Raw genomic sequence first — 24154 nt, 5'->3', positions numbered from 1 at the left:
CGTAACCTACGGGACCGTAGGTAAGGAACCCCTCAGCGTGTCATCCACCCCACTCATGGCAAACTGTCCCGGCAACCACGATCCCCCGTGGGGTAATCGGCAGCCCGCGAGACTTTGAATCTCGAAGACCAGGATCGAAACCTGGCGGGGGAGCTAGTACGACCCGGCGCTTAGCATCGGCCCATGGCTGTGATGGCGTCTGGGGTGTTTCGGCGGAGTGCGATCGAGCGGGCGGATCAGCGGGTCTCCTGGGAGCGAACGGATCGGGCCTTCTTCTCGAGTGGGGCGTGCCACGTGCTGGCGTGGACGTGCAGGGACTTCTATCCCGATCAAGGGATCGACTTGGCGGCGCTGTACTTGGGTGACTTCGAGCATCCGCTGCACGTGTACGCGAGGTGGGGCACGTGGGTGTTCGATGCGTCGGGTTGGAACCTCGAGTCCGAACTCCTGCAGGTCAACAGCGACTTCGAGGGTCGCCCCGTCCGTGAGGTGGAGACGATCAGCAGTGACCTTCGGGAGTTCTGCGAAAAGCACGTGCATCGGCAGCCGCACCAGTACTGGGCAGATCCGACAGAACGCGCACGCGCCTATGTGAGCCGATACGACCCGCCCTGGCTCTAGCGCTTCATTCGGATGAAGGTCGGGCCTGTTGCAGGTTCGATTGGTGGGGGCCGGCTAGCCAGTCTTGGGTTAGGCGGGGGTCGGCCGGGTCTTCTCCTCGGCGTAGTGCGTCTATGTAGGCGCGGTCGGCGGACAGGCGGGCTGCTACCTCGGGACCTTCGGCGACGGCGCCGTGGCCGGGGATCAGGACGTCTACGTGCTCGGCGGCTGCGCTGAGTCGGTCGAGTGCTGTTTCGTAGGCGCACACCTGATCGGGGCGGCGGGCGTCTAGCAGCGGGATCAGTACGTCGGAGAGCATGTCGCCGGCGATCAGGACGCCACGGTCCGCGAGGAGTACTGCGGCGTGGCCGATGGCGTGCGCCTGATGCTCGACGATCTCGCCCGGTATAGGTCCCCCGTCCGCGGGCAGCGGGCTGAGGAGCCCGATCAGCTCGAGCGGGACGCCCTCCGCGCTCTCCACTGCCATCGCCTGCGCCCGCTCTCGCACTTCCCCGGCAACCGTCGCGCACCCGAGCGTGGCGTACCGCGGGACGTCCCCGAACCGCGAATGCCAGAGCAGGTGATCCCAGTGCGGATGAGTCGAGAACCCAGCAACCACCGGAACACCCAGCCGATCCACATCATCGGCGAGCTCACTCAGATCGGCCCCGTCGATCCCAGGATCGACCAGCACCAACCCGCTCTCCCCCCGCACCACAACGGCATTGCTCCAAACCCACTCGCTCTGCCGCACCCAAACCCCATCACCCACCTGAGTCAGCATCCGCTCACTGTGTCACCTGCGAGACCTACTTGTCGTGAGCTGACTGGTGCCGTGCGGGTGGTTGCGGCCGACGGTGGGCCCAAATGACGGCGGACGTCCAGGTCAAGAGCGCCAGTACGACGCCGACCGCACCACCGGCTCCCGCTACGCCGAGAAGGCTCCCGATGACGCCAACCACCGCGCCCATCGTCAGCAGCGCCGCCCACAGCAGTCCGAACGCGTCGCCGCCCGTACCGAGGTCGCGCAACCGCTTGTCGAGCGGCCGGCGACCACCCATCAGCAGCACGATCTGCGCACTGATCACCACCGCGACGACGAGCCCAAGCACCAACGGAACGGTCCGCACAATCCCAGTGTGCAGACCAACGCACTGGCGGGTTGTTTTAGCGGTGGCGTGTTGTAACCCGGCAGTGGTCACATAAGCCGTCAGCGGTGGCTAGATTGTGCGGCATGGGGCGGGCGCGGGGGCGGTTCGGGGAGGCGGAGGTGGATCGGGTGCCGGAGCGGTTCCGGATCGTTCCGGACGACTATCACGTGCCGTACGCCGGGACAGCTGAGGACGGGCGGAAGTTCTTTCTCAGCGACGAGTTGTTCGGTTCTGGGGCGGCGTACGTCGGGTTGTTCCTGTGGAAGGCGGACGGGACGTTCGACGAGGTGAAGGTCGACGAGGTGCGCCGGCCCGAAGGTGTTCCGCCGGGGCAGGCTGCTTCCGCCGGCGCGGATCAGTTGGTCGCCACGCGGTTGGGTGAGCTCGGCAAGTACGTCCTGGAGCCGATCGACGTCGCGCCGTTCTCCGTGGTCAGGAACGGCGTGACCTTCGGCTGGGTGGGTGGCGAGTTCGAAGGCACGTACTCGATCCACATCGAACCAGGCGACTTCATCGCGTACTACGAACCCTGGGACGGACTCGAATACGACACCTGATCGTGGATCAGGGCAGGGGCTTCTTGAAGAAGGTGGCGGAGTCTTCGTAGCCGAGGGCCAGGTAGAAGGGGCCGGCTCGGCGGCTGGCGAGGGCTAGGTAGGCGGCGCCTGTGGACTCGGCCCATCGCTCGGCGTGTTCCATCAGCAGGCGGCCGATTCCGGACTGCCGCTGGTTGTCCTCGACCATCACCTCCTCGACCCAGGCGACAGGGCCGTTGGCCAGGAAGGTGAGGTGAGTGTTGCCCAGGAGGTAGCCAACGATTGCGCCGTCGGCGGTCTCGGCGACCAGCAGCAGCGTGTTGGGTACGTCGACCAGTTGCTTCCAGGTCGCGTCGAACGCCGACCGTTCCGGAGTGAACGAGGTGGCGAAGGCCTGGGCGAGCGGCCAGACGTGCTCGTTGTCTTCGAGACGAGCCGGACGGATGACGACCGATGGATCGGACACGAACTCATTCTCCTGCGCGTACGTTGGTCAGTAGGTCGCTGAGTTGTGGTGGGAAGACTGTTTCGGCGGTCTCGATCAACTCGTGCGCGGTCCACCAACGGAAGCCGAGGATCGTGGTGGTTTCGTACTCGCTCAGGTTGGCCGGCGCCGGTGTGAAGTGTCCGACGCGGTGCAGGAACCATTCCTCGTGTACGTCGACGGTTTCGCCGTTGAACTCGTACGTGTGGTCCCGCGTCCACACGTGGATCCCCGTCGGTAGATCGCGCAGACCGGTCTCCTCGTACGCCTCGCGCGCGGCGGCGGTCTGCAGGGACTCGTCGGGTTCAACGCCGCCGCCGACCGGGTACCAGCATTCGGCCTGGGTCTTCGGGTCCTTGGCGTGGATGAGGAGCACACGATCGTCCTCGTCCAGCAGCAGGAGTTTCACCGCGAGCCTCGCCATCAGAGGCCGACCCAGGCCCGGTACTTGTCGAGGTCGACGTTGCTGCCGCACACGATGGTGAACACCTGCCGTCCGGCGAAGCGGTCGCGGTCTTCGAGGATCGCGGCGATGCCGAGGGCGGCCGATGGTTCGACGACGAGGCCGGCGTGGTCGAGCAGCATGCGCAGGCCGGTGACGATCGAGGACTCCTGGACGAGTACGGCGTCATCGGCGACGAGGAGGAGGTCGTCGAGGACCTCCGGGATGGGGATGCGGCCGGCGACGCCGTCGGCGATCGTGTTGGTCGTGTCGGTGGTGACGACGCGGCGCTGGTGCCAGGAATGCGTCAACGCCGGTGCACCGAGCGGTTGGACGCAGACCACCTCGACCTCGGGCGCGAGCGACTTCAGCACGTAACCCACACCCGTCGCCAGAGCACCGCCACCCAGCGCGATCAGCACCACGGGACGATCGCCCGACCGATCGCTCCGGGGCTGGTCGGTCCGAGGCTGGGCGATCTGCGGTACGAGTTCGAGGCCGATGGTTGCTGCGCCCTCGCATGTCTCGAGGTCCAGGCTGTCCTCGAGCAGGCGGATCCCGTCGTACTGCGCGATGGCGGCAGCCCGTTCGCGGGCGAGTTCGTGGTCGCCGTCGACGAGTTCGAGCTTGGCGCCGAGTGCGCGGATCCGGTCGAGTTTGGTCGCGGTCGCGAACCTCGAGGCGACGACGGTGACGTCCAGGCCGCGGTCGCGGCTCGACCACGCGAGGGCCTGGCCGAGGTTGCCGGCGCTCGCGCACACCACGGCTCGGGAGTCGCTGCCGGCGAGTTGACTCGCGACGACCTCGGTACCGCGACCTTTGAAGCTGCGGACCGGGTTCGCCGTCTCGAGCTTGATGTTGATCGCACAGCCGAGCAGCGGTTCCAGCGCTTCGCTGCGATACAGGGGACTGTCGAGGAACACCGGATCGATGACTTCCCGAGCCGCACGAATCCGGTCCATGTCGAGCCGCGTCCCCTGCACGACACCGGATCCTACGCAATCGTCCGACGTGGAGGACTGGGAACACCCCATGGCGTCTGGACACTGGCAATATCTTGTTCACCGCCCCCGGCGGGGGTCCCCAGTACTCCGGTGACGTCAGGTTAGGGCGGGGAGCCAGGCGTGGTCGGGGTAGCGCGGGGCGATGCGGTCGTGCAGCCAGGCGCGGCGGGCCGTGTCGAGATCCGGGGCGACGTCGTTGAAGTCCTCGGTGTCCTTCGGGCGGTCGCTGCGGGACTTGAACAGGAGCACGAGCTCCGGGGCGAGGTACGGGATGCCGTCGCCGGTCGTGAGCGTGATCTCGTCGAGCGGTTTGCGGAGGTTGCCGCGGCCGCGGTGGTACACCCAGTCGTCGCCGTCGGACGCCGCGAGCATGACGCGAACCGGTGCCGGGAACAGGTCGTCGGGGAAGGCCAGTACGTCGGGACCGGGCGTCAACGTCTCGCCCGGGTCCCAGGGACGTTGGTCGCCGGTGTTCGGGTTCTCGACCGTCGGCCGCGGGTCGGTGAACGTGCCGGCGACCAGGTCGAGGTCGCGGGCCAGGACGAGTACGTCGACGTCGGTGTGCGGTCGCCGTACCCGATCGACGAACAGGTCGAGCGCCCACCCACCGGCGATCCAGTACCGGCCGGGGTAGTCGGCGAACAACGCCCGTACGGCGTGCAACACTTCGAAATGCATCTGCGACTCCATCGCATGAGGTTTGATGCGGTGAGCCCCGGTGAGAGTCAGAGCCGCCAGAAGATCCGAGGCGGCACCGCGCAGAAATCGCGCACAGCAACCACCTCCTCCTCGCCCTGACACTCAGCGCACGATCGTACCGACGCTGCGATGGGTCGGCACGCGGTTTTCAGGGGGTCAGGAAGTCGCGGATGTGTTGGGACCAGGTTTCGGGTTGTTCGAAGTGGCACATGTGGGCGGTGTCGGGGATGACGGCTAGGTGGCTGGGGACGGCTGCGTGCAGGCGGTGGGCGAGTTGGACGGGGAAGCCCATGTCCTTCTCGCCGTGCAGGATGAGGATGGGTTTCGCGAAGGTGCGGAGGATCTGTTCGGGGTCGCCGGTGATCCACGGGTGCATGAGGCCGTTCATCGCGCGTTCGTACGACCAGTCGCCCAGGTCGGTGTCCAGGTCGGTGTCCAGGGATTCGAGCAGTTGCAGGTACGCCGGCGCGCGGGCGAGGTCCCACACGAAGACCGTCGAGTTGCGCAGGGCACCGTTCGCCTCGTCCTCGACCCGTTGGCGGCGCTGGTACTCGTCCCAGTCCGCGAGGTAGACAGCACTCTCCGCAGACGAGTACGCCGAGGTCGACGCGAGCACCAACCGCCGTACCTGCTCCGGATGCTGGTGCACGAACTCCATCGCCGCCCGCCCACCCGTCGAGAACCCGAGTAGGTCGACCGGCCCAAGCCCGAGTCTCTCGATCAACCGATGCGTGTCCTGTACGACGTACTCCGGTTGCAGGTCGTCGTCCGGCAACCCGCGACTGCTCCGCCCGCACCCGCGGAAGTCGAACAGCACCACGTGATGATCCCGGGCCAACGGCTCGAACCCGGGCACCAGATACCCATGCCCGACATCGGGCCCGCCGTGCATCACCACCACGGAAGGCCGGTCACTCCGCCGCCCGAGCTCCCGGACGAACAGCGTGACGCCTCCGACATCCACCAGCGAATCACCCATACCGCAAGGATTCCAGGCCCTTCCGACAATACTGGTGCGATGACGGAACTGGAGAAGGCGACCTGGACGGCGGCCGACTTCGAGGTGATGGGCTGGCACGACTGCCGGGTGCACGCGGTGAGCATCGGCGTACGTGAGGACGGGTTCCCCTGGCAGCGCGTACTGCTCGATCTCGACTACATCGTCCGGTGGGTGGATCCGGCGTTCGCGCGGCGGCACTTCACGTTCTGGATCGCGCCGGCGACGCTGGTGTTCGACGAGGCGTGGGACCTCAAGGGCGAGCTCGAGCCAATGAACGACCTGCTCGAGATCGCCGACCTGCACCGGCTCGACCCACCCGACGACCGCCCGGACCCGCTATGGCACATCGAGGGCCAAAACTTCGACCTCCGCCTCCGCGCACCCGGCTTCACGCAGTACGTCCGCACACCACCCGTCCACAGCAAGTCCCAGTACCTGACCCAACCAGAACGCGGCGGCCTCAGCTTCACAGAACGCTCGTACGACTGAGCCAGGTCAAAATCGACAGACACCAAGCAAAACCTGCGGCTAGGGTCTCTCGGCATGTCGTTGTCGGATGCTTTTCTGCAGGAGCAGCTTCACAGTCTGGGGTACCGGGAGGCTGAACAGGTTGCGATCGGGATGCAGGGGGCGGTGTTTCGGCTCGGTGGGGAGAAGGTCGCGAAGATCTGGTTCCACGCCGGCGAGAGTGAGCTGCGGACGCTGGGGGAGTTGTACGCCGCTCTCGACGGCCGTCTGCCCTATCGCACGCCGCGCGTACTGGACCTGCACCGCCCAGGGCCCTATTGGGTGACGATCGAGGAAGAGTTGCCCGGCGTTCCGCTGCACACGGTGGCGCCGCAGTTCGGCGACGCGGGTTGGGAGCGGTTGCGGGACTGCGTCGTCGAGGTGGTCGAGGCAGTCGCGCAGGTCCAGGCGCCGGACGTCCTTCGCCGTACGACGGTGCTCGACGAACCGGACCCGTTCCGGCCGGAGGGCGTGTCGTGGATCGACGCGCTGTCGGGTCTCGTGCGACGGCGGTTGGTGCGGTTCGGCGACCAATTGAGCCCGGTCATCGACAACTTCGAGGCGAAGGTCGAGAACCTCTTCGTGTTGCTGTCAGACCTCAAGGAACCGGAGACGCGTCTGGTTCACGGCGACGTCACCGCCGGCAACATCCTCGTGGACGAGAACCTCCGCCCCGTAACGCTCCTCGACTTCGGCCTCCTGACCATGCCCGGCGACCCGGTCTTCGAAGCAGCCGCCACCGCCACGGTCATCGACCTCTGGTCTCCCCGAGCCCGCGAGATCGAAGCAGCGTTCGACACAGAGTTCGCGGCCCGCCTCGGCTACGACCCCGAGCACCTCCTCACCTACCGGTGCGCCTACTCCCTGATCATCGCCAACGCCCACGACGAAGACCCCTACAACCGCGACACCCACGTCCCCCTCACAGCAAACCTCTTCAACAGCGCTCAGGTTGCCGGGCTGCTCAGGTGATGATGCAGAAGATGGTGTCGTCGGGGGCTTTGAGGACTATGAAGTCGGCGTTGGGTGGGTAGGTCCAGTCTTCTACTCGTTCGGCGCCGAGGGCTATGAGGCGTTCTACTTCGGCTTCTGGGGTTGAGGTTTCTTTGTCTACCCAGAGGTCCAGGTGGGTACGGTCGGTGCTGTCCAGGTGGACGCTGGTGGCCGGGGTGCCGGGTGGTGGGGCGAGGTAGTCGGGGTTGTTGGGGTCGGCGGTGAGGCCTAGGGCCTCGCGCCAGAAGTCGGCGGCGGGGCCGGTGTCCGGGACGTTCAGGACGATTGCTCCGAGTGTGAGTGCCATGCCTTCCAGGGTTGCAGAAAACGGGGTGTAACGCAGGAGGCGTGTCGCAGCGTCGGGAGGGGTGTAGGAGACGCTGACTCGGAGGGGATCGTTGTGAGACTGAAGAAAAGCATGCTCGTACTGATGGCCGGGGCCCTGGCGGCCGCGGTCACAGCAGGTTCCGCGGCCGCGCAGGAATCGTTGCAATGGACAACGACCGCGACGCACCGGCAGCCGGCCACTTTCAACGACGTGGCCACCGGACCAGGCGGTACCTGGGCCGTCGGCGGCGACCAGGTGGACGACTTCGCGGTCCAGCGCCCGCTGGCGATGCGATGGGACGGCAAGGCCTGGAAGGCCACAACCCAACCGGTGAAGACCAACGCGAGCCTGGAAAGCGTTGCGGTGGGTACGGCGAAGAACGTCTGGGCCGTAGGTGAGGACCGCACCGACCCGGACAAACCGAAACCGATGGCCCTGCACTACAACGGCACCAAGTGGCAGGTCGTCAAGCCGCCCGCCGTACCCACGGGATCGTTCGACGACGTCGTGATCGCGCCGGACGCCTCGGCGTGGGTCACCGGCTGGGCGAACGTCGGCGGCAAGGAACGCGCCGTCGTCTACCGCTACGCAGCAGGAAAGTGGCGGGCCCTCAACACCGGCCTGGAGGGATCGATCAACGGCAACGTGCTGACCGTCCTGTCCGCGAAGAACGCCTGGCTCGGCCTCAACGCCGGCCTCGCGCATTTCGACGGAAAACGTTGGACGCTGGTCAAGGATCTGCCGACGGACGGCTCCCAGATCCCGACCGGGATGGCGGCCGCCGGCCCGAAGAACATCTGGCTCGTCGGCGTCCAGTACGCGTCCGGCATCGCCCCGCTGGCCATGCACTACAACGGCACCAAGTGGACCAAGGTCGCCGTACCGGCCGGCATGGCCCAGCTGTACGACGTTGCTCTGCGCAACAATCTCCCCACAGTGGTCGGCGAACGCTTCGAAGGCGACATCGCGAAGCCGTACGTCCTCCAGTTGAGCGGCTCGAAGCTCGTCGCGGGTCCGGCGCCCAAGGCCGCGACCGGCACCCTGACCGGCGTCACCGCCACGAAGGATCGCGTGTGGACGGTCGGCATGTCCGCCGCGTCGGCACAGTCCCCGTTCGCCGCGCTGGCCGCATTCAGTCGCTGACCTGCCCCGGCGTACGGCCGAAGGTACGACGGAACGCCGCGATGTACGCCGATGCGCTCGAGTAGCCGACCCGGTGGGCGACCTCCGACACCGGGTAGGCGTCGAGCAGGATCAGCGACGCCCGTAGCCGCAGGCTCGCACGCCACGTGGTGAACGACTGACCGAACTGCCGCTGGAAGTCCCGTTGCAGCGTCTTCGCGCTCACATGCAGCCGGCCCGCCCATTCGTCCAGACTGGTCGGGTCGGCTGGATCGTTGGTGAGGGCTCGCGCGACCCGCAGCGCGAACCCGCTGCCGTCGCCCGCCGGATCGGCGAGATCCCGTAGCGATGCGAGCCCGAACATCAGCCGGGCGCGCAACTGCAGCCCGTCCGGCTCGGGCAGCCCACGCACCGCGAGGCCGCGGATCGCGTCTGCCACCTGCGACGGCACCCGCGCGGTCCCGATCCGCAAACCGGCCAACCCAGGCGGATCCTCACGCAGGCACAACCGGTAGACCGTGTGGCGTGTCGGCCGGATCGAGGTGGGTTTCGCCTGCACGGAGTGACTGACCGCCCGCTGCGCCCAGACCGCCTCGCCGGCGCCGACGAACTCGGTGTTGCCCTGGTACGTGACCGCCATCAGCCCGTCCGGCGACCAGTACAGCTGGTGCAGCCAGTCCTGCCGGCTCTCGCCGAACTCGAGCGCCGTCGCGGCGACGTACCGCAGGACGAGGATCCCGCCCGGCGTGCCGATGCCGTAGCCGAACTCGTCGCAGTTGTCCGGGTCGGCGCCGCGAGCCGTCACCAGACTCAAGGTGTCCTCCTCGCGACATCCGCTGTCCTCTGCGCGCTATCAGCGGCCATCAAGTAAGGCTAGCCTAACTTCGATCTACGAGGAGGTTGGCATGTTCCTGCGCCCGTTGGGTGCGCTCGTCCTGGCTGCCGGGCTGGTCGCGTGCGGTTCGTCCGATCCGCGGCCGGTGGCCGGGGAGACGCGGGTCTTCCGCGCCGACGGCGGCGACGTGACGATCCCGAAGGCCCCGCAGCGCGTGGTCGCGACCGGGTACGCCGTCCCCGCACTGATCGAGGCCGGGGCGCCGCTGGTCGGGATCTCGTTGTTCGCCCGGAGCGTGCCGATGATGTCGGCCGCGGACCAGGCGACGTACGACGGTCTGACCAAGATCGCCGGGGAGACTGCCGCCGAGACCGACTACGAGAAGATCGCGCTGGCGAAGCCGGACCTGATCGTGATCGGGGTGCCGCAGCCGGTGCTCAAGGACATCGACCTGGACCGGCTGAAGGCGATCGCGCCGGTGGCGGCGATCGGTCCGACGGTGCCGGACGCGTGGCGGACCCTGTCGCAACGGCAGTCCGACGCGGCCGGGCGGGCGGAGGACTTCGACAAGGCGAAGACGGCGTACGAGAAGCGGGCCGCCGAGCTGAAGACGAAGTACGCCGACGCGCTGCAGGGGAAGAAGTTCGCGCATGTCGGGGGCTACGGGCAGGTGGCGAAGGGCAGCTTCATGCGCGAGTACGACAAGTCGTGGGGGACGAATATCGCGCAGGACATCGGGGTCACGTATCCGGGCCGGCCGAAGCATCCGGGGGAGGGCAGCGCCGCGGTGTCCGAGCAGGTGTCGATCGAGCTGCTGCCCGACGACCTCAAGGACGCGGACGTGATCACGTACACGCTGGAGCCGGACGGGAGCGTGGGTCCGGCGGTGAAGTTCGTGCTCGACTCGCCGTTGTGGAAGAGCCTGCCGGCGGTCAAGGCGGGGCGGGCGATCGGGGTTCGGTACACGCAGGCGGCGACGTACGAGACCGCGCTGCAGACGCTCGGCGCGCTCGACCAGGCGCTCGCCCCGCTACGGGATGCGCGGTGAACCGGGACAACCCGCGCGAGCGGGTCGAGGCACATCACCGGTCGGGCGAAGGAGTCACGCGGATCCCGTACCCGATCGGGATGCGTACGGCGGCGGTCGCGCGGACGACGTACCTGACCGCGCACATGGTGCGAGTGACGCTGACCGGGGAGGGGTTGGCCGGCTTCCACTCGTACCACTGCGACGACCACGTGAAGATCGTGTTCCCGGACCCGGACGGGACGCTCCGCCTGCCGGTGCCGAACGACCGTCAGCTGCTCGACTGGCCACGGCCGTTCCCGCCGACGCGGAGCTACACGGTCAGGCGGTACGACGGGACTCACCTCGACCTGGACTTCGTGGTTCACAACAGCGGACTCGCCTCTCCCTGGGCCGAGGCACTCCGAAAAGGGGACAACGTCGCGATCGCCGGTCCGCCCGGCGGCCGTGCGTTCCCGTACACGCACCCGCACTATGTCTTCGCCGTCGATCCCACCGGACTGCCCGCGGCGGCCAGGTGGCTCGACGAGGCCCCGAGCCACCTGACTGCCGACGTCGTCGTCGAGATCGACCACCCGGACGAGTCGGCGTACCCGCTCGCCACGCGCGCCAACACGAAGGTCCACTGGATCCCGCGCGGCACGCTCGCCACCCACGTCCTGTCCCTCGCGGTCCCGCCCCGAACCTTCCTCTTCGCCGCGGGCGAGGCCGACGCGCTCCGTCCGCTCCGGCCCTGGCCCAAGTCGGACTCCGTGATCCGCGGCTACTGGAAACGCGGCGAAGCGGACCACGAAGATCACTGAGAGTCACCGGCCTGGCCGACTGCTGTCCCGGCCGGGGTGACATCGGTCTCGCCGTCCCCGTGCGAGCGGGCGTCCGGTAAGCAAGTAGGCTTGCGCGGGCGCTGTTTCGGGTGCCCATGCTGATACTTGTTGAAAGAACTCGCAGGGAACTCGAGGAGAAGACCGCGTGACTTCCCATCGCCCCGCGGCGGTCGTCATCATGGCCGCCGGGCTCGGAACCCGGATGAAATCGGCGACCCCGAAGGTGTTGCACGAGATCGGCGGGCGCAGTCTCGTCGGCCATGCCGTGCTCACCGCCCGGGCGCTCAGCCCCGAACACCTCGTGGTCGTGGTCGGCAACGGCCGCGAACTGGTCGAGGAACATCTGGCGATCGTCGACCCGGAGGCTCGCACCGCCGTCCAGGAGCAGCAGCTGGGCACCGGCGACGCGGTCCGCGCCGGATTGAGCGCCGTACCGGCCGACTTCGACGGCTCGGTGATCGTGACGTCCGGTGACGTTCCGCTGCTCGAGGCGGAGACGCTCCACGACCTGATCGCCGAGCACGACAAGCACGGCAACGCGGTCACCGTGCTGACCGCGCGGGTCCCCGACCCGACCGGGTACGGGCGGATCGTGCAGGGCGCGGACGGCACCGTCACCGCGATCGTCGAGCACAAGGACGCCAGCGCCGAGCAGCGGGCGATCGACGAGATCAACGCCGGGATCTACGTCTTCGACGCAGCCACCCTGCGGGACGGTCTCAGCCGGCTCACCACGGACAACTCCCAGGGCGAGCTCTACCTCACCGACGTGATCGGCATCGCCCGGACCGACGGCAAGCGGGTCGGCTCGCACGTCACCGGCGACGCGATGCAGACCGAGGGCGTCAACGACCGGGTCCAGCTCGCCACGCTCCGCGCCGAGCTGAACCGCCGTACGCTCACCCGGCTGATGCGCGAGGGCGTCACGATCGTCGACCCGAACACCACCTGGGTCGACCAGACCGTCCAGGTCGCCCGGGACGTCACCCTGCTGCCGAACACCCAGCTGCACGGCGCCACCACGGTCGGCAGCGGTACGACGATCGGCCCGGATACCACCCTGACGGACCTGGAGATCGGCGAGAACGCGACGATCATCCGCACCCACGGGACGCTCGCGGTGATCGGCGACGGCGCCTCGGTCGGCCCGTTCGCGTACCTGCGCCCGGGCACCAAGCTCGGCGTCAAGGGCAAGATCGGCACCTTCGTGGAGACCAAGAACTCCACCATCGGCGACGGCGCCAAGGTCCCGCACCTGACGTACGCCGGCGACGCGACGATCGGCGAGGGCGCGAACATCGGCGCCGGCACGATCTTCGCGAACTACGACGGTGTCGCGAAGCACCCGACGCACGTCGGCAAGCACTCGTTCATCGGCAGCAACTCGGTGATCGTCGCTCCGCGGACGATCGCGGACGGCGCCTACCTGGCGGCCGGTACGGCGCTCACCGAGGACGTCGGCCCGGGTGAGATCGCGGTCGCACGCGGCCGGCAGCGCAACATCAAGGGCTGGGTCGCGCGGAAGCGTCCCGGCACCAAGACCGCCGCGGCGGCCGAGGCGGCGCTCGCCGACCAGCCGGACGAGCGGGCCTGAGCGGTACACGCAGAACAACGGGAGGCGCGGCGATGAGCGGGATGAAACGAACCACCGAGAAGAACCTGATGGTCTTCTCCGGCCGGGCGCATCCCGGTCTGGCCGAGGAGGTGGCCGCGGAGCTGGGGTCCGGTCTGGTCCCGACGCAGGCGTACGACTTCGCCAACGGCGAGATCTACGTCCGGTTCGAGGAGTCGGTCCGGGGTAGCGACGCGTTCGTGATCCAGAGCCACACCTCGCCGATCAACGAGTGGATCATGGAGCAGCTGATCATGGTCGACGCGCTGAAGCGGGCGTCGGCCAAGCGGATCACCGTGGTGCTCCCGTTCTACGGGTACGCGCGGCAGGACAAGAAGCACCGCGGCCGGGAGCCGATCTCGGCCCGGCTGATGGCCGACCTGTTCAAGACCGCGGGCGCGAACCGGCTGATCTGCGTGGACCTGCACACCTCGCAGATCCAGGGCTTCTTCGACGGCCCGGTGGACCACCTGATGGCGATGCCGATCCTGAGCGAGTACGTCCGGAACAAGTACGGCGACGAGCAGCTGGCCGTGGTGTCGCCGGACGCCGGCCGGATCAAGGTGGCCGAGCAGTGGTCGGCGCGGCTGAACAACGCGCCGCTGGCCTTCATCCACAAGACCCGCGACATCGACCGCCCGAACGAGACGGTCGCGAACCGGGTCGTCGGTGAGGTCAAGGGCCGGGTCTGCATCCTGGTCGACGACATGATCGACACCGCCGGCACCATCACCAAGGCGGCCGACGCGCTGTACGCCGAGGGCGCCGCGGGCGTCGTCATCGCCGCGACGCACGCGATCCTGTCCGGCCCCGCGGTGGACCGGCTGAAGAACTGCCAGGCCAGCGAGGTGATCGTCACCAACACGCTGCCGATCGCCGAGGAGCGCCGCTTCGACAAGCTCACCGAGCTGTCGATCGCGCCGCTGATCAGCCGAGCCATCCGCGAGGTCTTCGAGGACGGCTCGGTGACCAGCCTGTTCGACGGCCGCGCCTAGACAGTGTCCGAGCTGCCGACGGCGGCGCGGCGCCACGCGTAGTACGCGACGGCGATCGCACCGGCCGCCATCGGGAGCTGCACGGCCAGCCCGATCCACCCGTTGCCCGGGACCACGAAGCTGATCACGATGAACAGCACGAGCAGCGGAACCCAGCGCGGTACGGCGTGCGACCGCCACAACCCGACCACCTGGATCACTGTTCCGACGGCGACCATCAGCCCGCCGGCGAGCATCGGACCGAACAGGTGGAGCAGATCGTCGTTGGCGTTGTCGATCACCGCGCCACCCGTCGTCGCATCGACCCCGGTGGCGACGTAGTACGTCGCTGCGAGCCCGCCGACACCGACCGCCTGGAAGGCGATGCCGATCCACATCAGAAATCCGCCGGTCGTGGCCCAGGCCGCACCGCGCCCGCGGACGAGGTAGCCGGTGAGGAAGGCCTGAGCAGCCACGCCGAGGAGCCCGCTGATGCTCAGGACGACGAGCAGTCCCCACCAGCGGTCCCGCAGCGGCTCAATGTCGGCGTACGAATAGGTCTCGCCGCCGCCGGACGGTTCGGGCCAGAGCACGCCGCCGGGCGTCGCGACGAGGTTGCTGACGATGAGTACGAGGCCGATCGCGCCGATGCGCCGGCGGGTGACAGGATCGGCCGGTACGACGTTCGGCCGGACAGTTGTGGTGGACATCGGGTCCCCTCCCGCGAGTAATTCGGACAACACCAGAGAACGCCCGTACGGCCGGTCGGCGCATCGCAGAGAGCACGGACCAGGTTCTCCGTGCTGGCTCGGAGTCATCCGGCGGGAACCGGCCTTACTCTGACGACATGCGGTGGCCGCGGTGGGTCGCGCTCGGTACCTTCCTGCTCGTTCTGACGCTCGTGGCGGGAGGCTCCTGGCTGTTGATCGCGTACCGCACCGGTCCGCACACGCTGCGGAACTTCATCGGTCTGGCAGCGATCGGTACCGCGATCGCGGTACTCGGGCTCGCGGTCGCCCGCCGGCAGCCGGCCAACCCGGTCGGGGCGATCCTCGGCTGGATCGGCGCGATCGTCGTGTTCCTGACCGCGCGCGACGTCTACTACAACGCCGTCGTCCACGATCCGGGGCGCTTGCCGGTGGACAGCCGGGTGGTCGCCTGGCTCGACGAGAGCGGCTGGTGGCTGCTGGCCGCGGTCGCCTTCCTGCTGCTCTACTTCCCGACAGGTCAGCTGGTGAATCGTCGGTGGCGACCGGTTCCGCTGGCGTTGCTGGTGCTCGGCGTAGGCCAACAGGCCTTCGGTGCGTTCACCTCGGCACCGTTCCTGTCGCCGCTTCAGGACCTGCCTCGGCCGTACCTGCCGCTGTCCGGAGTCCTTGGCGTGGCGAGCGAGGTCGTGTTCTTCGGGTTCTTGGCGCTCTGTCTGACCGCGGTCGTTCCGGTGGCGATCCGGTACCGCGGCTCGACCGGCACAGTCCGTGCCCAGCTGAAGTGGCTCCTACTTGCGGGCCTGGCCGCCGTTGTCTACCCGCTCGTGTGCCTGGCCGAGATCCTGGTCACCGGTCAGAGCGGCATCGTGGCGACCGTCTTCGGGATCGTCACGCTGGTGTCCCTCCCGGCCTCCGTCGCGGTCGCGATGCTCCGGCACGACCTGTACGACGTCGACCGGGTGCTGGCCGATACCGTCAGCTACAGCATCGTGATGGTCGTCCTGCTGGGCACGTACGCCGTCGCAGCCGTCTCACTCGGGCTGGTACTGGGACGCGACTCGGCTGTTGTCGCGGCCGCCGCAACGGCCGTCTGCGCGTTGATCCTGGCGCCGTTGCGGACCCGGCTGCAGCGCGCCGTCGATCGGCGGCTCTATCCACCGCGACGTGCCGCACTGCTGGCGATCGAGGATCTGCAGCGTCGGATCCACACCGAGCAGGCCCAGCCGGAGGACCTCGAGGCCGCGCTGCGCGGCGCGCTCCGCGATCCGGCCCTTCGCGTCGGCCTGCTGATCCCGGGAGCGTCCGGCTTCGTCGACGCGGCAGGTGCGCCGGTGGCCGAGCCGCGGCTGGTCCCGGTGCTGCTGGGTGGTGAGCAAATCGGCGTACTCGCATCCGACGTGACCTCTCCCGCCGTACTGAAAGCTGTGGCGGCTGCGGCGGCCAGTCTGGTGGAGGTGACGCGGCTGCGGGCGGAGCTGGCCGGCGCTCTTCGCGAGGTGGCTGCGAGCCGCGCGCGGCTGGTGCAGGCGGGTGACGAGGAGCGACGGCGGCTGGAGCGGGATCTGCACGACGGCGCGCAGCAGCGGCTGGTCGCGTTGGGCATGGCGATGCGGCTGGCTCAGCGGCATCTGGACGACGGGACGGTCGACATGAACGGGCTGCTCGACCAGGGCGTCGCCGAGCTCGGTACCGCGGTCGCCGAGTTGCGGCAGATCGCCCACGGTCTCCGCCCGACCAGCCTGGACGACGGTCTGCACGCCGCGTTGAGCGCGATCACCCAGTCGCTGCCGATACCGGTCCGGCTGCAGATCCCGGCCGATCTGCCCGAGGAGCTCGCGACGACGGCGTACTTCGTGGCCGCCGAGGCGGTGACGAACGCGGCGAAGTACGCGAACGCCACGTCGATCGTGGTGCGGGTCGCGCGGTCGGCCGACGCGATGCGGGTCCGGATCGAGGACGACGGGTGCGGTGGAGCCGTACCGCGGCCCGGCTCGGGGCTGAGTGGACTGCTCGACCGGGTCGCGGCGGTCGGCGGCGCACTGGAGCTGCGGAGTCCGGCCGGCAGGGGTACGACGGTGGAGGCGGTGCTGCCGTGCGAATCGTGATCGGCGAGGACTCGGCGCTGTTCCGGGAAGGGCTGGCGCGTCTCCTCGCCGACGCGGGGCACGAGATCGCAGGCCTGGCCGCGGACGCTACGAGCCTGCAGACCGTGGTCGAGGAGACCCGGCCGGACCTGGCCGTGATCGACGTCCGGATGCCGCCCGACGGGACCGACGACGGTGCCCGGGCCGCCCGCAGGCTCCGGGTGCTGCACCCCGAACTCGGGATCGTGCTGCTCTCCCAGCATGTCGAGACCCGGCACTCCGTCGAACTGGTCGCGACCGGTCGCTTCGGCTACCTGCTCAAGGACCGGGTGCTGGCGGTCGACGAGTTCCTGGACGCCCTGGACCGGGTCGCGGCCGGCGGATCGGCCCTCGATCCGGAAGTCGTCAGCCGGTTGATCGGCCGGCGGCAGGCCGACGACCGCCTCGCGCCGCTGACCCCGCGCGAGCGCGAAGTACTCGCACTGATGGCCGAAGGCTGCACGAATGTGGGCATCGGCCGGCGGCTGTTTCTGACCGAGCGGACCGTCGAGACGCACGTCGGCAGCATCCTGGCGAAGCTCGGCCTGCTCACGAACGACGAACAGCACCGCCGGGTGCTCGCGGTCCTCGCCTATCTTGGAGGCCATTGACCGCTCTCCCGAAGGACTGGCGCCATGCGTATTGCTGTCTTCCATCCCGGTGCGATGGGCTCGAAGCTCGCGGCGCAACTGGTCGCCGCCGGCCATGAGGTGCGCTGGGTGCCGGACGGTCGCAGCGACGCGTCCAAGGCGCGCGCGGACGAGGCCGGGCTGATCGGTGCGTCGTTCGCCGATGCGGTTGGCGGCGCCGAGGCGGTGCTGTGTTCCTGTGCACCGCAGGGCGCCGTCGACATCGCCAAGCAGGTCGGCGCTGCGGGCTTCGCCGGCTTGTACGTCGAGGCGAATCCGCTGTCCCCGGCGTCGCTGCAGGAGGTCCAGTCCGCCGTACCCGATGCGACGTTCGTCGACGCCGGTGTGGTTGGGCCGCCGCCGACCGGTGGCCCTAGCCCGACACATCTGATGCTGTCCGGTACGGCGGCCGACCAGGTCGCCACGTTGTGGGCCGGTACGGCGGTCACCCCGATGGTGGTCGGCTCCGAACCAGGCGCGGCCAGCGCGGCGAAGTCGTCGTACGCCCTGTACAACAAGGGCAAGGCGGCACTGGCGGTACTCGCTTTCCAGCTGGCCGAGAAGCACGGCGTCACCGAGGCCCTGATGGCCCAGCAGACCCGCGCGGACGGCGGCTCACTGAAAGACCCGAGCCTCCCCGACCAGCTCCGCAACGTCGCCTGGCGCTGGGGCCCGGAGTTCGACGAACTGGCCGAGACCCTGGACGCCGCAGGCCTCGAAGGCGACACAGCCCGAGCCCTCCGCCAGGTCTGGACCAAACTCAGCTGAACGTCGGCTGGCCGTAGTCGCGGAGGACGAAGGGCGGGATCAGGTCGATCAGGCGTGTCATCGCGTCCAGGCGGGCGAGGACGTCCGGTACGGCGAAGCCGCCGGCCGACCAGGACACGAAGGCGTTGCCGGCGATCTGCCACTCCAGGCCCGGGTTGAACAGCACGCACTCCATCATCCGGGGGTGCATGACGGCCGACCCGTACCGGTCGTCGACGCACTCCACCCGGAACTGGTCATTGAACAGCTGGTTCTCCAGTTCGAGATCGCTGCCGCGGAACATCCGCCGCAGGCCAGATTCGTGCATCACCGTGAGCGGCGGCAGCGCTACGGGGAGGGTCAGCGCGACCAGGTTGACCGTGTGCGTCTGCGTGGACTTGCCGTTGCTGGTGACGTACGTGTAGTCGAGTACACACAGGCCGCGACCCTGGTACACGCCGGCGTACGTCTCACCCGGCCGGCCCTCCCGGAACAGGTTTGCCGCGATCTGCGCCAGCCACGGGCTCGGCGGGACCGGGTACCACCCGACCGACGCCACCTGCGCGGCGCGCTGCCTCAGCCTCGCTCGCCGCCGACGCACGCTCCAGACGATCAGCCACGTCATCGCACCGATGAAAACCACCGGAAACAGCAGGCTGAGCACGGCGTACGGCGAGATCACCCGGGCAACGTACCGAACTCCAGGGCCGGATTTCCCGTCTGGCCGCGCTCGTGGGTAGACTGTTTTGGTTGCCTCGGCGAGGGACGCCCCCCGTGAACTGTTGGGCGCGGCTCCGTGATCGACGCGGTGGTTCGTTGCCTGACGCCTTCTCGGGGTCAGCAGGCGCCCGCTGAGGCCGCAGCCGAGTTCCATCCAGACAACTGATCACCGCAACGCTCTTGAGGAGTTCATCTCGTGGCCGAGGTCAAGATCCACGCCGAATCGCGTACGGAGTTCGGCAAGGGAGCTGCCCGCCGAATCCGCCGGGACAACAAGGTTCCCGCCGTCCTCTACGGCCACGGCAGTGACCCGGTGCACATCACGCTGCCCGGTCACGACACCATGCTGGCCCTGAAGACCGCCAACGCCCTGCTGCTGATCGAGGTCGAGGACGGCGAGTCCCACCTGGCGCTGCCGAAGCAGGTCCAGCGCGACCCGATCAAGGGCTTCATCGAGCACGTCGACCTGGTCATCGTCCGCCGCGGCGAGAAGGTCCAGGTCGACATCGCCGTGCACCTCGAGGGCGAGGCCGTCAGCGACGCCCTGGTCGTGCTGGAGGCGCAGAGCATCCTGGTCGAGGCCGAGGCGACGCACATCCCCGACGGCGTCACCGTCTCGATCGAGGGCCTGGAGGTCGGCGCCCAGATCCACGCGTCCGATCTGCAGCTGCCGACCGGTACGACGCTGGCGATCGAGCCGGACACCCTGATTGTGAACATCACGGCCCAGCAGACCGCCGAGCAGGCCGAGGCCGAGCTGGCCGAGGCCGAGGCCGAAGCCGGTATCGAGCGCGCCGAGCCGACCGCGGCCGAGGAGCCGGTGGCCGCTGCGGCCGAGTAACCTGCTGCCGCAGCACCAGATATCTTCGGGAGGGCCGGGATCCGTGGCGGACGACGTGTGGTTGGTCGTCGGACTGGGGAATCCCGGCCCTTCGTATGCCCGCACCCGGCACAACATCGGGCACCTGGTCGCCGACGAACTGGCGGCCCGGACCGGGGCGAAGTGGAAGCAGAGCAAGCAGGCCAAATCCGAGGTGATCGAGACCCGGATCAGCGGACTGCGGACGGTCCTGGCCAAACCCCGCTCGTACATGAACGAGTCTGGCGGACCGGTCTCCGGGTTGCTGAAGTTCTTCAAGCTGGATCCGGCCAACCTGGTCGTGCTGCACGACGAGCTGGACATCGACTTCGGTGTCCTGCGGTGCAAGTTCGGCGGCGGCGACAACGGCCACAACGGGCTGAAATCGCTACGCAAATCGCTTGGCACCGGTGAGTACTATCGAGTCCGGTTCGGTGTGGGTCGTCCGCCGGGCCGGCAGGCGCCCGCCGACTTCGTCCTCAACGAGTTCTCCTCGACCGAACGCAAGGACCTTCCGTTCGCCGTCGACCGGACCGCGGACGCGGTCGAATCCCTGCTCACCGACGGCCTCGAGGCGACTCAAGGGAAGTACAACTCGTGAAGCTACGCGGTCTGGTCGACACCCTGATCACCGATCCGGTGGTGGCCGAGGCCGTTCGTGACGCCCGCGGTGACAGCGTCACGACCCTCGACCTGAGCGCGCCGACGCCGGTGCGCCCGGTCCTCCTCGCCGCGCTGGCCGCGGCCCAGAACGGCGCCGACCGCCCGGTGCTCGCCGTCACCGCCACCTTCCGCGAGGCAGAGGAGCTCACCGAAGCCCTCCAGTGCCTCGTCGAGGAGCCTGGCTCCGTCGCCTACTACCCGGCCTGGGAGACGCTCCCGCACGAGCGCCTGTCGCCCCGCTCCGACACGGTCGGCCGGCGGCTCGCCGTACTGCGGCGGCTCGCGCACCCGGATCCGTCCGACGAGACGACCGGCCCGATCCGGATCCTGGTCGCGCCGGTGCGGTCCGTACTGCAGCCGCAGGTCGCCGGACTCGCGGACCTGCGGCCCGTACAGCTGCACGTCGGTGACTCGGTCGAGCTCGAGGACGTCGTCGAGCGGCTCGCCGCCGCGGCGTACCACCGGGTGGACCTGGTCGAGCGGCGCGGTGAGTTCGCGGTCCGCGGCGGCATCATCGACGTCTTCCCGCCGACCGAGGAGCACCCGCTGCGGGTGGACTTCTTCGGCGACGACGTCGAGGAGATCAGGTACTTCGCGGTTGCGGACCAGCGCTCATTGGAGATCGCTCAGCACGGTCTGTGGGCACCTCCGTGCCGCGAACTGCTGCTGACCGACGAGGTCCGCGCGCGGGCCGCCGTACTGGCGAAGGAACACCCCGAGCTGGCCGAGCTGTTCGAGAAGCTCGCCGAAGGGCATGCCGTCGAGGGCATGGAGTCGCTGGCGCCGGTGCTCGTCGACGAGATGGAGCTGCTGGTCGACCTGATGCCGGCCGGTACTCATGTCGTCGTCAGCGACCCCGAGCGGGTTCGCGCGCGAGCGCACGACCTGGTGGCGACCAGCCAGGAGTTCCTGGAGGCGTCCTGGGCCGCGGCAGCCGGTGGTGGCGAGGCCCCGATCGACCTGGGCGCGGCGGCGTACATGTCGCTCGGCGACGTCCGGTCGCAGGCCCTGGGCAGGGGCCTGGCCTGGTGGAGCCTGTCGCCGTTCGCGGCCGCTCCGACCGACGAGCCCGAGCTGCGGGACTCGATGGGGGCGCGGGTCGCGTTCGACATCGACACCGACTCCGGCGCGGTCACCAGCAAGATCCTCGCCGTCCACGAGGTCGACCCGTATCGCGGCGAGACCGCGGCGGCGGCCGAGGACATCCGCGCCTGGCTGCGGGACGGCTGGCGGGTCGTCTGCGTCACCGAAGGTCATGGTCCCGCGCAGCGCTTGGCCGAGGTGTTCTCCGAGGCGGAGCTCCCGGCCCGGGTGGTCGAGGGGATCGAGGAGATCCCCGAGCCCGGCGTCGTACTGATCTCGCAGGGTCAGCTGGAACACGGATTCATTGCTGACGGCATCAAGTTCGCCGTACTCACCGAGAACGACCTGGCCGGCCAGCGGTCGATGGCCGAACGCCGTTCCCAGCAACGGATGCCGTCGCGCCGCAAGAAAACGATCGACCCGCTGGAGCTGCAGCCCGGCGACTACGTCGTGCACGAGCAGCACGGCGTCGGCCGGTACGTCGAGATGATGCAGCGGACGGTTGGCACGGGCTCCCAGAAGGCCACCCGCGAGTACGTCGTGATCGAGTTCGCGCCGAGCAAGCGCGGACAACCGGGCGACCGGCTGTACGTGCCGACCGACCAGCTCGACCAGGTCACCCGGTACGTCGGTGGCGAGCAGCCGACCCTGGACAAGATGGGCGGCGGCGACTGGGCCAAGCGCAAGGGCCGCGCCCGCAAGGCGGTCCGGCAGATCGCCGGCGAGCTGATCAAGCTGTACGCCGCGCGCCAGGCGACCAAGGGCCACGCGTTCGCCAAGGACACCCCGTGGCAGCGGGAGCTCGAGGACGCGTTCCCGTTCGTGGAGACGCCCGACCAGCTCGCCACCATCGACGACGTGAAGCACGACATGGAACGTGTCATGCCGATGGACCGGATCGTCTGCGGCGACGTCGGCTACGGCAAGACCGAGATCGCCGTACGGGCGGCCTTCAAGGCGGTGCAGGACGGCAAGCAGGTCGCCGTACTCGTGCCGACGACACTCCTCGTGCAGCAGCACTACGCGACCTTCGCCGAGCGGTACGCCGCGTTCCCGGTCAACGTCGCCCCGCTGTCGCGGTTCCAGACCGACAAGGAGGCCAAGGCGACGATCGACGGCCTGGCCGACGGGTCGGTCGACGTGGTGATCGGGACGCACCGGCTGTTCAGCGGCGAGGTGGCGTTCAAGGACCTCGGTCTGGTGATCGTCGACGAGGAGCAGCGGTTCGGCGTCGAGCACAAGGAGCAGCTGAAGCGGCTGCGGACGGCGGTCGACGTACTGACGATGTCGGCGACCCCGATCCCGCGGACGCTCGAGATGTCGATCACCGGCATCCGCGAGATGTCCACGATCGCCACCCCGCCGGAGGAGCGGCACCCGGTGCTGACCTTCGTCGGCGCGTACGACGAGCACCAGGTGACCGCCGCGATCCGCCGCGAACTTCTCCGCGAGGGCCAGGTCTTCGTCGTCCACAACCGGGTGAACACGATCGAGAAGGCAGCCGCCCGGATCCGCCAACTGGTGCCCGAGGCGCGCGTCAGCGTCGCACACGGCCAGATGAACGAGCACACCCTCGAGAACGTGATCCAGGGCTTCTGGGAGAAGCAGTCCGACGTGATCGTGTGTACGACGATCGTCGAGTCCGGGATCGACATCTCGAACGCGAACACGATGATCATCGAGCGCTCCGACCTGCTCGGCCTGTCCCAGCTGCACCAGCTCCGCGGCCGGGTCGGTCGTGGCCGCGAGCGCGCGTACGCGTACTTCTTCTTCCCGCCGGAGAAGCCGCTCACCGAGACGGCACACGACAGGCTGGCCACGATCGCGCAGCACGCGGACCTCGGCGGCGGTATGGCGGTCGCGATGAAGGACCTGGAGATCCGCGGCGCCGGCAACCTGCTCGGCGGCGAGCAGTCCGGGCACATCGCGGACGTCGGCTTCGACCTGTACGTCCGGCTCGTCGGCGAGGCGGTCGCGGAGTACCGCGGCGACACCCAGGCCGAGGAGCCCGAGGTCAAGATCGAGCTGCCGATCGACGCGCACCTGCCGCACGACTACATCCCGTCCCAGCGGTTGCGCCTGGAGATGTACCAGCGGCTGGCCGCCGTACGGGACGCTGACGGCATCGCCGAACTGGTCGAGGAGCTGCACGACCGGTACGGCGAGATTCCGCTGGCGGTGCTGAACCTGATCGAGGTGGCGACGTTCCGCAACCACGCCCGCCGGGCGGGGCTGCACGACGTCACCCTGCAGGGCAGCATGATCCGGTTCGGGCCGGTCGAACTGCCCGATTCGAAGGTGCTCCGGCTGAACAGGCTGTACCCGAAGAGTCTGGTGAAGCCGCAACTGCATACCATTCTGGTGCCGAGACCTGCCACCAGGCTGGTCGGCGGTCAGCCGCTCCGCGACCAGGAGCTGCTGCAATGGTGCACCCGGTTGATCGACGACGTGATCGCCGAACCTATTGTGGTTCCGGCGTGAC

At 68.7% G+C, this 24154-nt stretch carries 26 protein-coding genes and 1 tRNA gene; 16 read left to right on the top strand and 11 right to left on the bottom strand.

Annotated features, from left to right (window positions below; all coding sequences use genetic code 11):
* Positions 1-81: 81 nt before the first annotated feature.
* Positions 82-153 (top strand) — tRNA-Gln (locus OHB24_RS03335).
* A 30-nt stretch (positions 154-183) separates the two neighbouring features.
* On the top strand, positions 184-621 hold the full coding sequence (locus OHB24_RS03330; RefSeq protein WP_327637440.1) for a hypothetical protein: 438 nt from the start codon (positions 184-186) through the stop codon (positions 619-621).
* A 4-nt stretch (positions 622-625) separates the two neighbouring features.
* On the opposite strand, the gene OHB24_RS03325 is transcribed toward OHB24_RS03330, so the two are convergent.
* Entirely contained in the window at positions 626-1384 is a 759-nt protein-coding gene (locus OHB24_RS03325; protein ID WP_327637439.1) for an MBL fold metallo-hydrolase, read from the bottom strand.
* Positions 1385-1409: 25 nt separating this feature from the next.
* Positions 1410-1730, bottom strand: coding sequence for a hypothetical protein (locus OHB24_RS03320; RefSeq protein ID WP_327637438.1), 321 nt, complete (start codon positions 1728-1730; stop codon positions 1410-1412).
* A gap of 104 nt (positions 1731-1834) precedes the next feature.
* On the opposite strand from OHB24_RS03320, the gene OHB24_RS03315 reads away from it, so the two are divergent.
* On the top strand, positions 1835-2308 hold the full coding sequence (locus tag OHB24_RS03315) for a hypothetical protein (RefSeq protein WP_327637437.1): 474 nt from the start codon (positions 1835-1837) through the stop codon (positions 2306-2308).
* A gap of 7 nt (positions 2309-2315) precedes the next feature.
* Here OHB24_RS03315 and OHB24_RS03310 read toward each other — a convergent pair whose 3' ends face one another.
* From OHB24_RS03310 to OHB24_RS03290, 5 genes are all read right to left on the bottom strand, one after another.
* On the bottom strand, positions 2316-2753 hold the full coding sequence (locus tag OHB24_RS03310; RefSeq protein WP_327637436.1) for a GNAT family N-acetyltransferase: 438 nt from the start codon (positions 2751-2753) through the stop codon (positions 2316-2318).
* A 4-nt stretch (positions 2754-2757) separates the two neighbouring features.
* Positions 2758-3195 (bottom strand): NUDIX hydrolase, encoded by a 438-nt coding sequence (locus OHB24_RS03305; protein WP_327637435.1) that lies wholly within the window; start codon positions 3193-3195, stop codon positions 2758-2760.
* The gene (locus OHB24_RS03300; protein ID WP_327637434.1) at positions 3195-4196 is read right to left on the bottom strand and encodes a threonine ammonia-lyase; all 1002 of its coding nucleotides are present in this window, start codon (positions 4194-4196) and stop codon (positions 3195-3197) included. Before OHB24_RS03300 ends, OHB24_RS03305 begins: the two co-directional genes overlap by 1 nt.
* Before the next feature lie 117 nt (positions 4197-4313).
* A complete protein-coding gene (locus OHB24_RS03295) occupies positions 4314-4895 on the bottom strand; it encodes a nucleotidyltransferase domain-containing protein (protein ID WP_327637433.1) in 582 nt (193 codons plus the stop codon).
* A 169-nt stretch (positions 4896-5064) separates the two neighbouring features.
* On the bottom strand, positions 5065-5895 hold the full coding sequence (locus tag OHB24_RS03290) for an alpha/beta fold hydrolase (protein WP_327637432.1): 831 nt from the start codon (positions 5893-5895) through the stop codon (positions 5065-5067).
* 39 nt (positions 5896-5934) lie between these two features.
* On the opposite strand from OHB24_RS03290, the gene OHB24_RS03285 reads away from it, so the two are divergent.
* Both OHB24_RS03285 and OHB24_RS03280 read left to right on the top strand, forming a co-directional pair.
* Positions 5935-6405 carry a hypothetical protein gene (locus OHB24_RS03285; RefSeq protein ID WP_327637431.1) on the top strand — a complete coding sequence of 157 codons (471 nt, stop codon included), beginning with the start codon at positions 5935-5937 and terminating at the stop codon, positions 6403-6405.
* Positions 6406-6459: 54 nt separating this feature from the next.
* Positions 6460-7395, top strand: coding sequence for a phosphotransferase family protein (locus tag OHB24_RS03280; RefSeq protein WP_327637430.1), 936 nt, complete (start codon positions 6460-6462; stop codon positions 7393-7395).
* On the opposite strand, the gene OHB24_RS03275 is transcribed toward OHB24_RS03280, so the two are convergent.
* A complete protein-coding gene (locus OHB24_RS03275) occupies positions 7388-7723 on the bottom strand; it encodes a VOC family protein (RefSeq protein WP_327637429.1) in 336 nt (111 codons plus the stop codon). The two genes, OHB24_RS03280 and OHB24_RS03275, sit on opposite strands and share 8 nt — an antisense overlap.
* Before the next feature lie 93 nt (positions 7724-7816).
* Here OHB24_RS03275 and OHB24_RS03270 point away from each other — a divergent pair, with 93 nt between their 5' ends.
* Positions 7817-8887 carry a hypothetical protein gene (locus OHB24_RS03270; protein ID WP_327637428.1) on the top strand — a complete coding sequence of 357 codons (1071 nt, stop codon included), beginning with the start codon at positions 7817-7819 and terminating at the stop codon, positions 8885-8887.
* Here the strand turns inward: OHB24_RS03270 and OHB24_RS03265 are convergent.
* The gene (locus tag OHB24_RS03265; RefSeq protein ID WP_327641009.1) at positions 8877-9671 is read right to left on the bottom strand and encodes a helix-turn-helix transcriptional regulator; all 795 of its coding nucleotides are present in this window, start codon (positions 9669-9671) and stop codon (positions 8877-8879) included. The genes OHB24_RS03270 and OHB24_RS03265 overlap by 11 nt on opposite strands.
* 100 nt (positions 9672-9771) lie before the next feature.
* On the opposite strand from OHB24_RS03265, the gene OHB24_RS03260 reads away from it, so the two are divergent.
* From OHB24_RS03260 to OHB24_RS03245, 4 genes are all read left to right on the top strand, one after another.
* Positions 9772-10749: an ABC transporter substrate-binding protein gene (locus OHB24_RS03260; protein ID WP_327637427.1), complete on the top strand. Its 978-nt coding sequence runs from the start codon at positions 9772-9774 to the stop codon at positions 10747-10749.
* The gene (locus tag OHB24_RS03255; protein ID WP_327637426.1) at positions 10746-11531 is read left to right on the top strand and encodes a siderophore-interacting protein; all 786 of its coding nucleotides are present in this window, start codon (positions 10746-10748) and stop codon (positions 11529-11531) included. The genes OHB24_RS03260 and OHB24_RS03255 overlap by 4 nt, the downstream gene beginning before the upstream one ends.
* 166 nt (positions 11532-11697) lie before the next feature.
* On the top strand, positions 11698-13146 hold the full coding sequence (gene glmU / locus OHB24_RS03250) for a bifunctional UDP-N-acetylglucosamine diphosphorylase/glucosamine-1-phosphate N-acetyltransferase GlmU (RefSeq protein WP_327637425.1): 1449 nt from the start codon (positions 11698-11700) through the stop codon (positions 13144-13146).
* A gap of 32 nt (positions 13147-13178) precedes the next feature.
* A complete protein-coding gene (locus OHB24_RS03245) occupies positions 13179-14159 on the top strand; it encodes a ribose-phosphate diphosphokinase (RefSeq protein ID WP_327637424.1) in 981 nt (326 codons plus the stop codon).
* Here the strand turns inward: OHB24_RS03245 and OHB24_RS03240 are convergent.
* On the bottom strand, positions 14156-14848 hold the full coding sequence (locus OHB24_RS03240) for a hypothetical protein (protein ID WP_327637423.1): 693 nt from the start codon (positions 14846-14848) through the stop codon (positions 14156-14158). The genes OHB24_RS03245 and OHB24_RS03240 overlap by 4 nt on opposite strands.
* 137 nt (positions 14849-14985) lie before the next feature.
* On the opposite strand from OHB24_RS03240, the gene OHB24_RS03235 reads away from it, so the two are divergent.
* The 3 genes from OHB24_RS03235 to OHB24_RS03225 are packed head-to-tail and all read left to right on the top strand — an operon-like array spanning position 14986 to position 18368.
* Positions 14986-16953 (top strand): histidine kinase, encoded by a 1968-nt coding sequence (locus tag OHB24_RS03235; RefSeq protein WP_327637422.1) that lies wholly within the window; start codon positions 14986-14988, stop codon positions 16951-16953.
* Complete coding sequence (locus tag OHB24_RS03230) at positions 16941-17582, top strand: response regulator transcription factor (protein WP_327637421.1); 642 nt, start codon at positions 16941-16943, stop codon at positions 17580-17582. The genes OHB24_RS03235 and OHB24_RS03230 overlap by 13 nt, the downstream gene beginning before the upstream one ends.
* A 24-nt stretch (positions 17583-17606) precedes the next feature.
* Entirely contained in the window at positions 17607-18368 is a 762-nt protein-coding gene (locus OHB24_RS03225) for a DUF1932 domain-containing protein (RefSeq protein ID WP_327637420.1), read from the top strand.
* Here OHB24_RS03225 and OHB24_RS03220 read toward each other — a convergent pair.
* Positions 18361-19029: a hypothetical protein gene (locus OHB24_RS03220; protein WP_327637419.1), complete on the bottom strand. Its 669-nt coding sequence runs from the start codon at positions 19027-19029 to the stop codon at positions 18361-18363. The two genes, OHB24_RS03225 and OHB24_RS03220, sit on opposite strands and share 8 nt — an antisense overlap.
* Positions 19030-19263: 234 nt before the next feature.
* Between OHB24_RS03220 and OHB24_RS03215 the strand changes: the two genes are divergently transcribed.
* The 3 genes from OHB24_RS03215 to mfd are packed head-to-tail and all read left to right on the top strand — an operon-like array spanning position 19264 to position 24153.
* The gene (locus OHB24_RS03215; RefSeq protein ID WP_327637418.1) at positions 19264-19908 is read left to right on the top strand and encodes a 50S ribosomal protein L25/general stress protein Ctc; all 645 of its coding nucleotides are present in this window, start codon (positions 19264-19266) and stop codon (positions 19906-19908) included.
* Between the two features lie 43 nt (positions 19909-19951).
* Positions 19952-20527 carry an aminoacyl-tRNA hydrolase gene (gene pth / locus OHB24_RS03210; RefSeq protein WP_327637417.1) on the top strand — a complete coding sequence of 192 codons (576 nt, stop codon included), beginning with the start codon at positions 19952-19954 and terminating at the stop codon, positions 20525-20527.
* Positions 20524-24153, top strand: a complete 3630-nt coding sequence (gene mfd / locus OHB24_RS03205) for a transcription-repair coupling factor (RefSeq protein ID WP_327637416.1) — start codon at positions 20524-20526, stop codon at positions 24151-24153. The genes pth and mfd overlap by 4 nt, the downstream gene beginning before the upstream one ends.
* The last annotated feature ends 1 nt before the right edge of the window (position 24154 follow it).

The organism is Kribbella sp. NBC_00482 (genome assembly GCF_036013725.1).
Taxonomy (GTDB): Bacteria; Actinomycetota; Actinomycetes; order Propionibacteriales; family Kribbellaceae; genus Kribbella.
Note: the sequence above shows the minus strand (reverse complement) of the source record. Positions and strands in the feature narration are given on the sequence as shown.

Coding starts and splice junctions, on each gene's coding strand:
- OHB24_RS03330 (WP_327637440.1), top strand. CDS start 184: ATGGCTGTGATGGCGTCTGGGGTGTTTCGGCGGAGTGCGATCGAGCGG.
- OHB24_RS03325 (WP_327637439.1), bottom strand. CDS start 1,384: ATGCTGACTCAGGTGGGTGATGGGGTTTGGGTGCGGCAGAGCGAGTGG.
- OHB24_RS03315 (WP_327637437.1), top strand. CDS start 1,835: ATGGGGCGGGCGCGGGGGCGGTTCGGGGAGGCGGAGGTGGATCGGGTG.
- OHB24_RS03305 (WP_327637435.1), bottom strand. CDS start 3,195: ATGGCGAGGCTCGCGGTGAAACTCCTGCTGCTGGACGAGGACGATCGT.
- OHB24_RS03295 (WP_327637433.1), bottom strand. CDS start 4,895: ATGCATTTCGAAGTGTTGCACGCCGTACGGGCGTTGTTCGCCGACTAC.
- OHB24_RS03290 (WP_327637432.1), bottom strand. CDS start 5,895: ATGGGTGATTCGCTGGTGGATGTCGGAGGCGTCACGCTGTTCGTCCGG.
- OHB24_RS03285 (WP_327637431.1), top strand. CDS start 5,935: ATGACGGAACTGGAGAAGGCGACCTGGACGGCGGCCGACTTCGAGGTG.
- OHB24_RS03280 (WP_327637430.1), top strand. CDS start 6,460: ATGTCGTTGTCGGATGCTTTTCTGCAGGAGCAGCTTCACAGTCTGGGG.
- OHB24_RS03275 (WP_327637429.1), bottom strand. CDS start 7,723: ATGGCACTCACACTCGGAGCAATCGTCCTGAACGTCCCGGACACCGGC.
- OHB24_RS03260 (WP_327637427.1), top strand. CDS start 9,772: ATGTTCCTGCGCCCGTTGGGTGCGCTCGTCCTGGCTGCCGGGCTGGTC.
- OHB24_RS03245 (WP_327637424.1), top strand. CDS start 13,179: ATGAGCGGGATGAAACGAACCACCGAGAAGAACCTGATGGTCTTCTCC.
- OHB24_RS03240 (WP_327637423.1), bottom strand. CDS start 14,848: ATGTCCACCACAACTGTCCGGCCGAACGTCGTACCGGCCGATCCTGTC.
- OHB24_RS03235 (WP_327637422.1), top strand. CDS start 14,986: ATGCGGTGGCCGCGGTGGGTCGCGCTCGGTACCTTCCTGCTCGTTCTG.
- OHB24_RS03225 (WP_327637420.1), top strand. CDS start 17,607: ATGCGTATTGCTGTCTTCCATCCCGGTGCGATGGGCTCGAAGCTCGCG.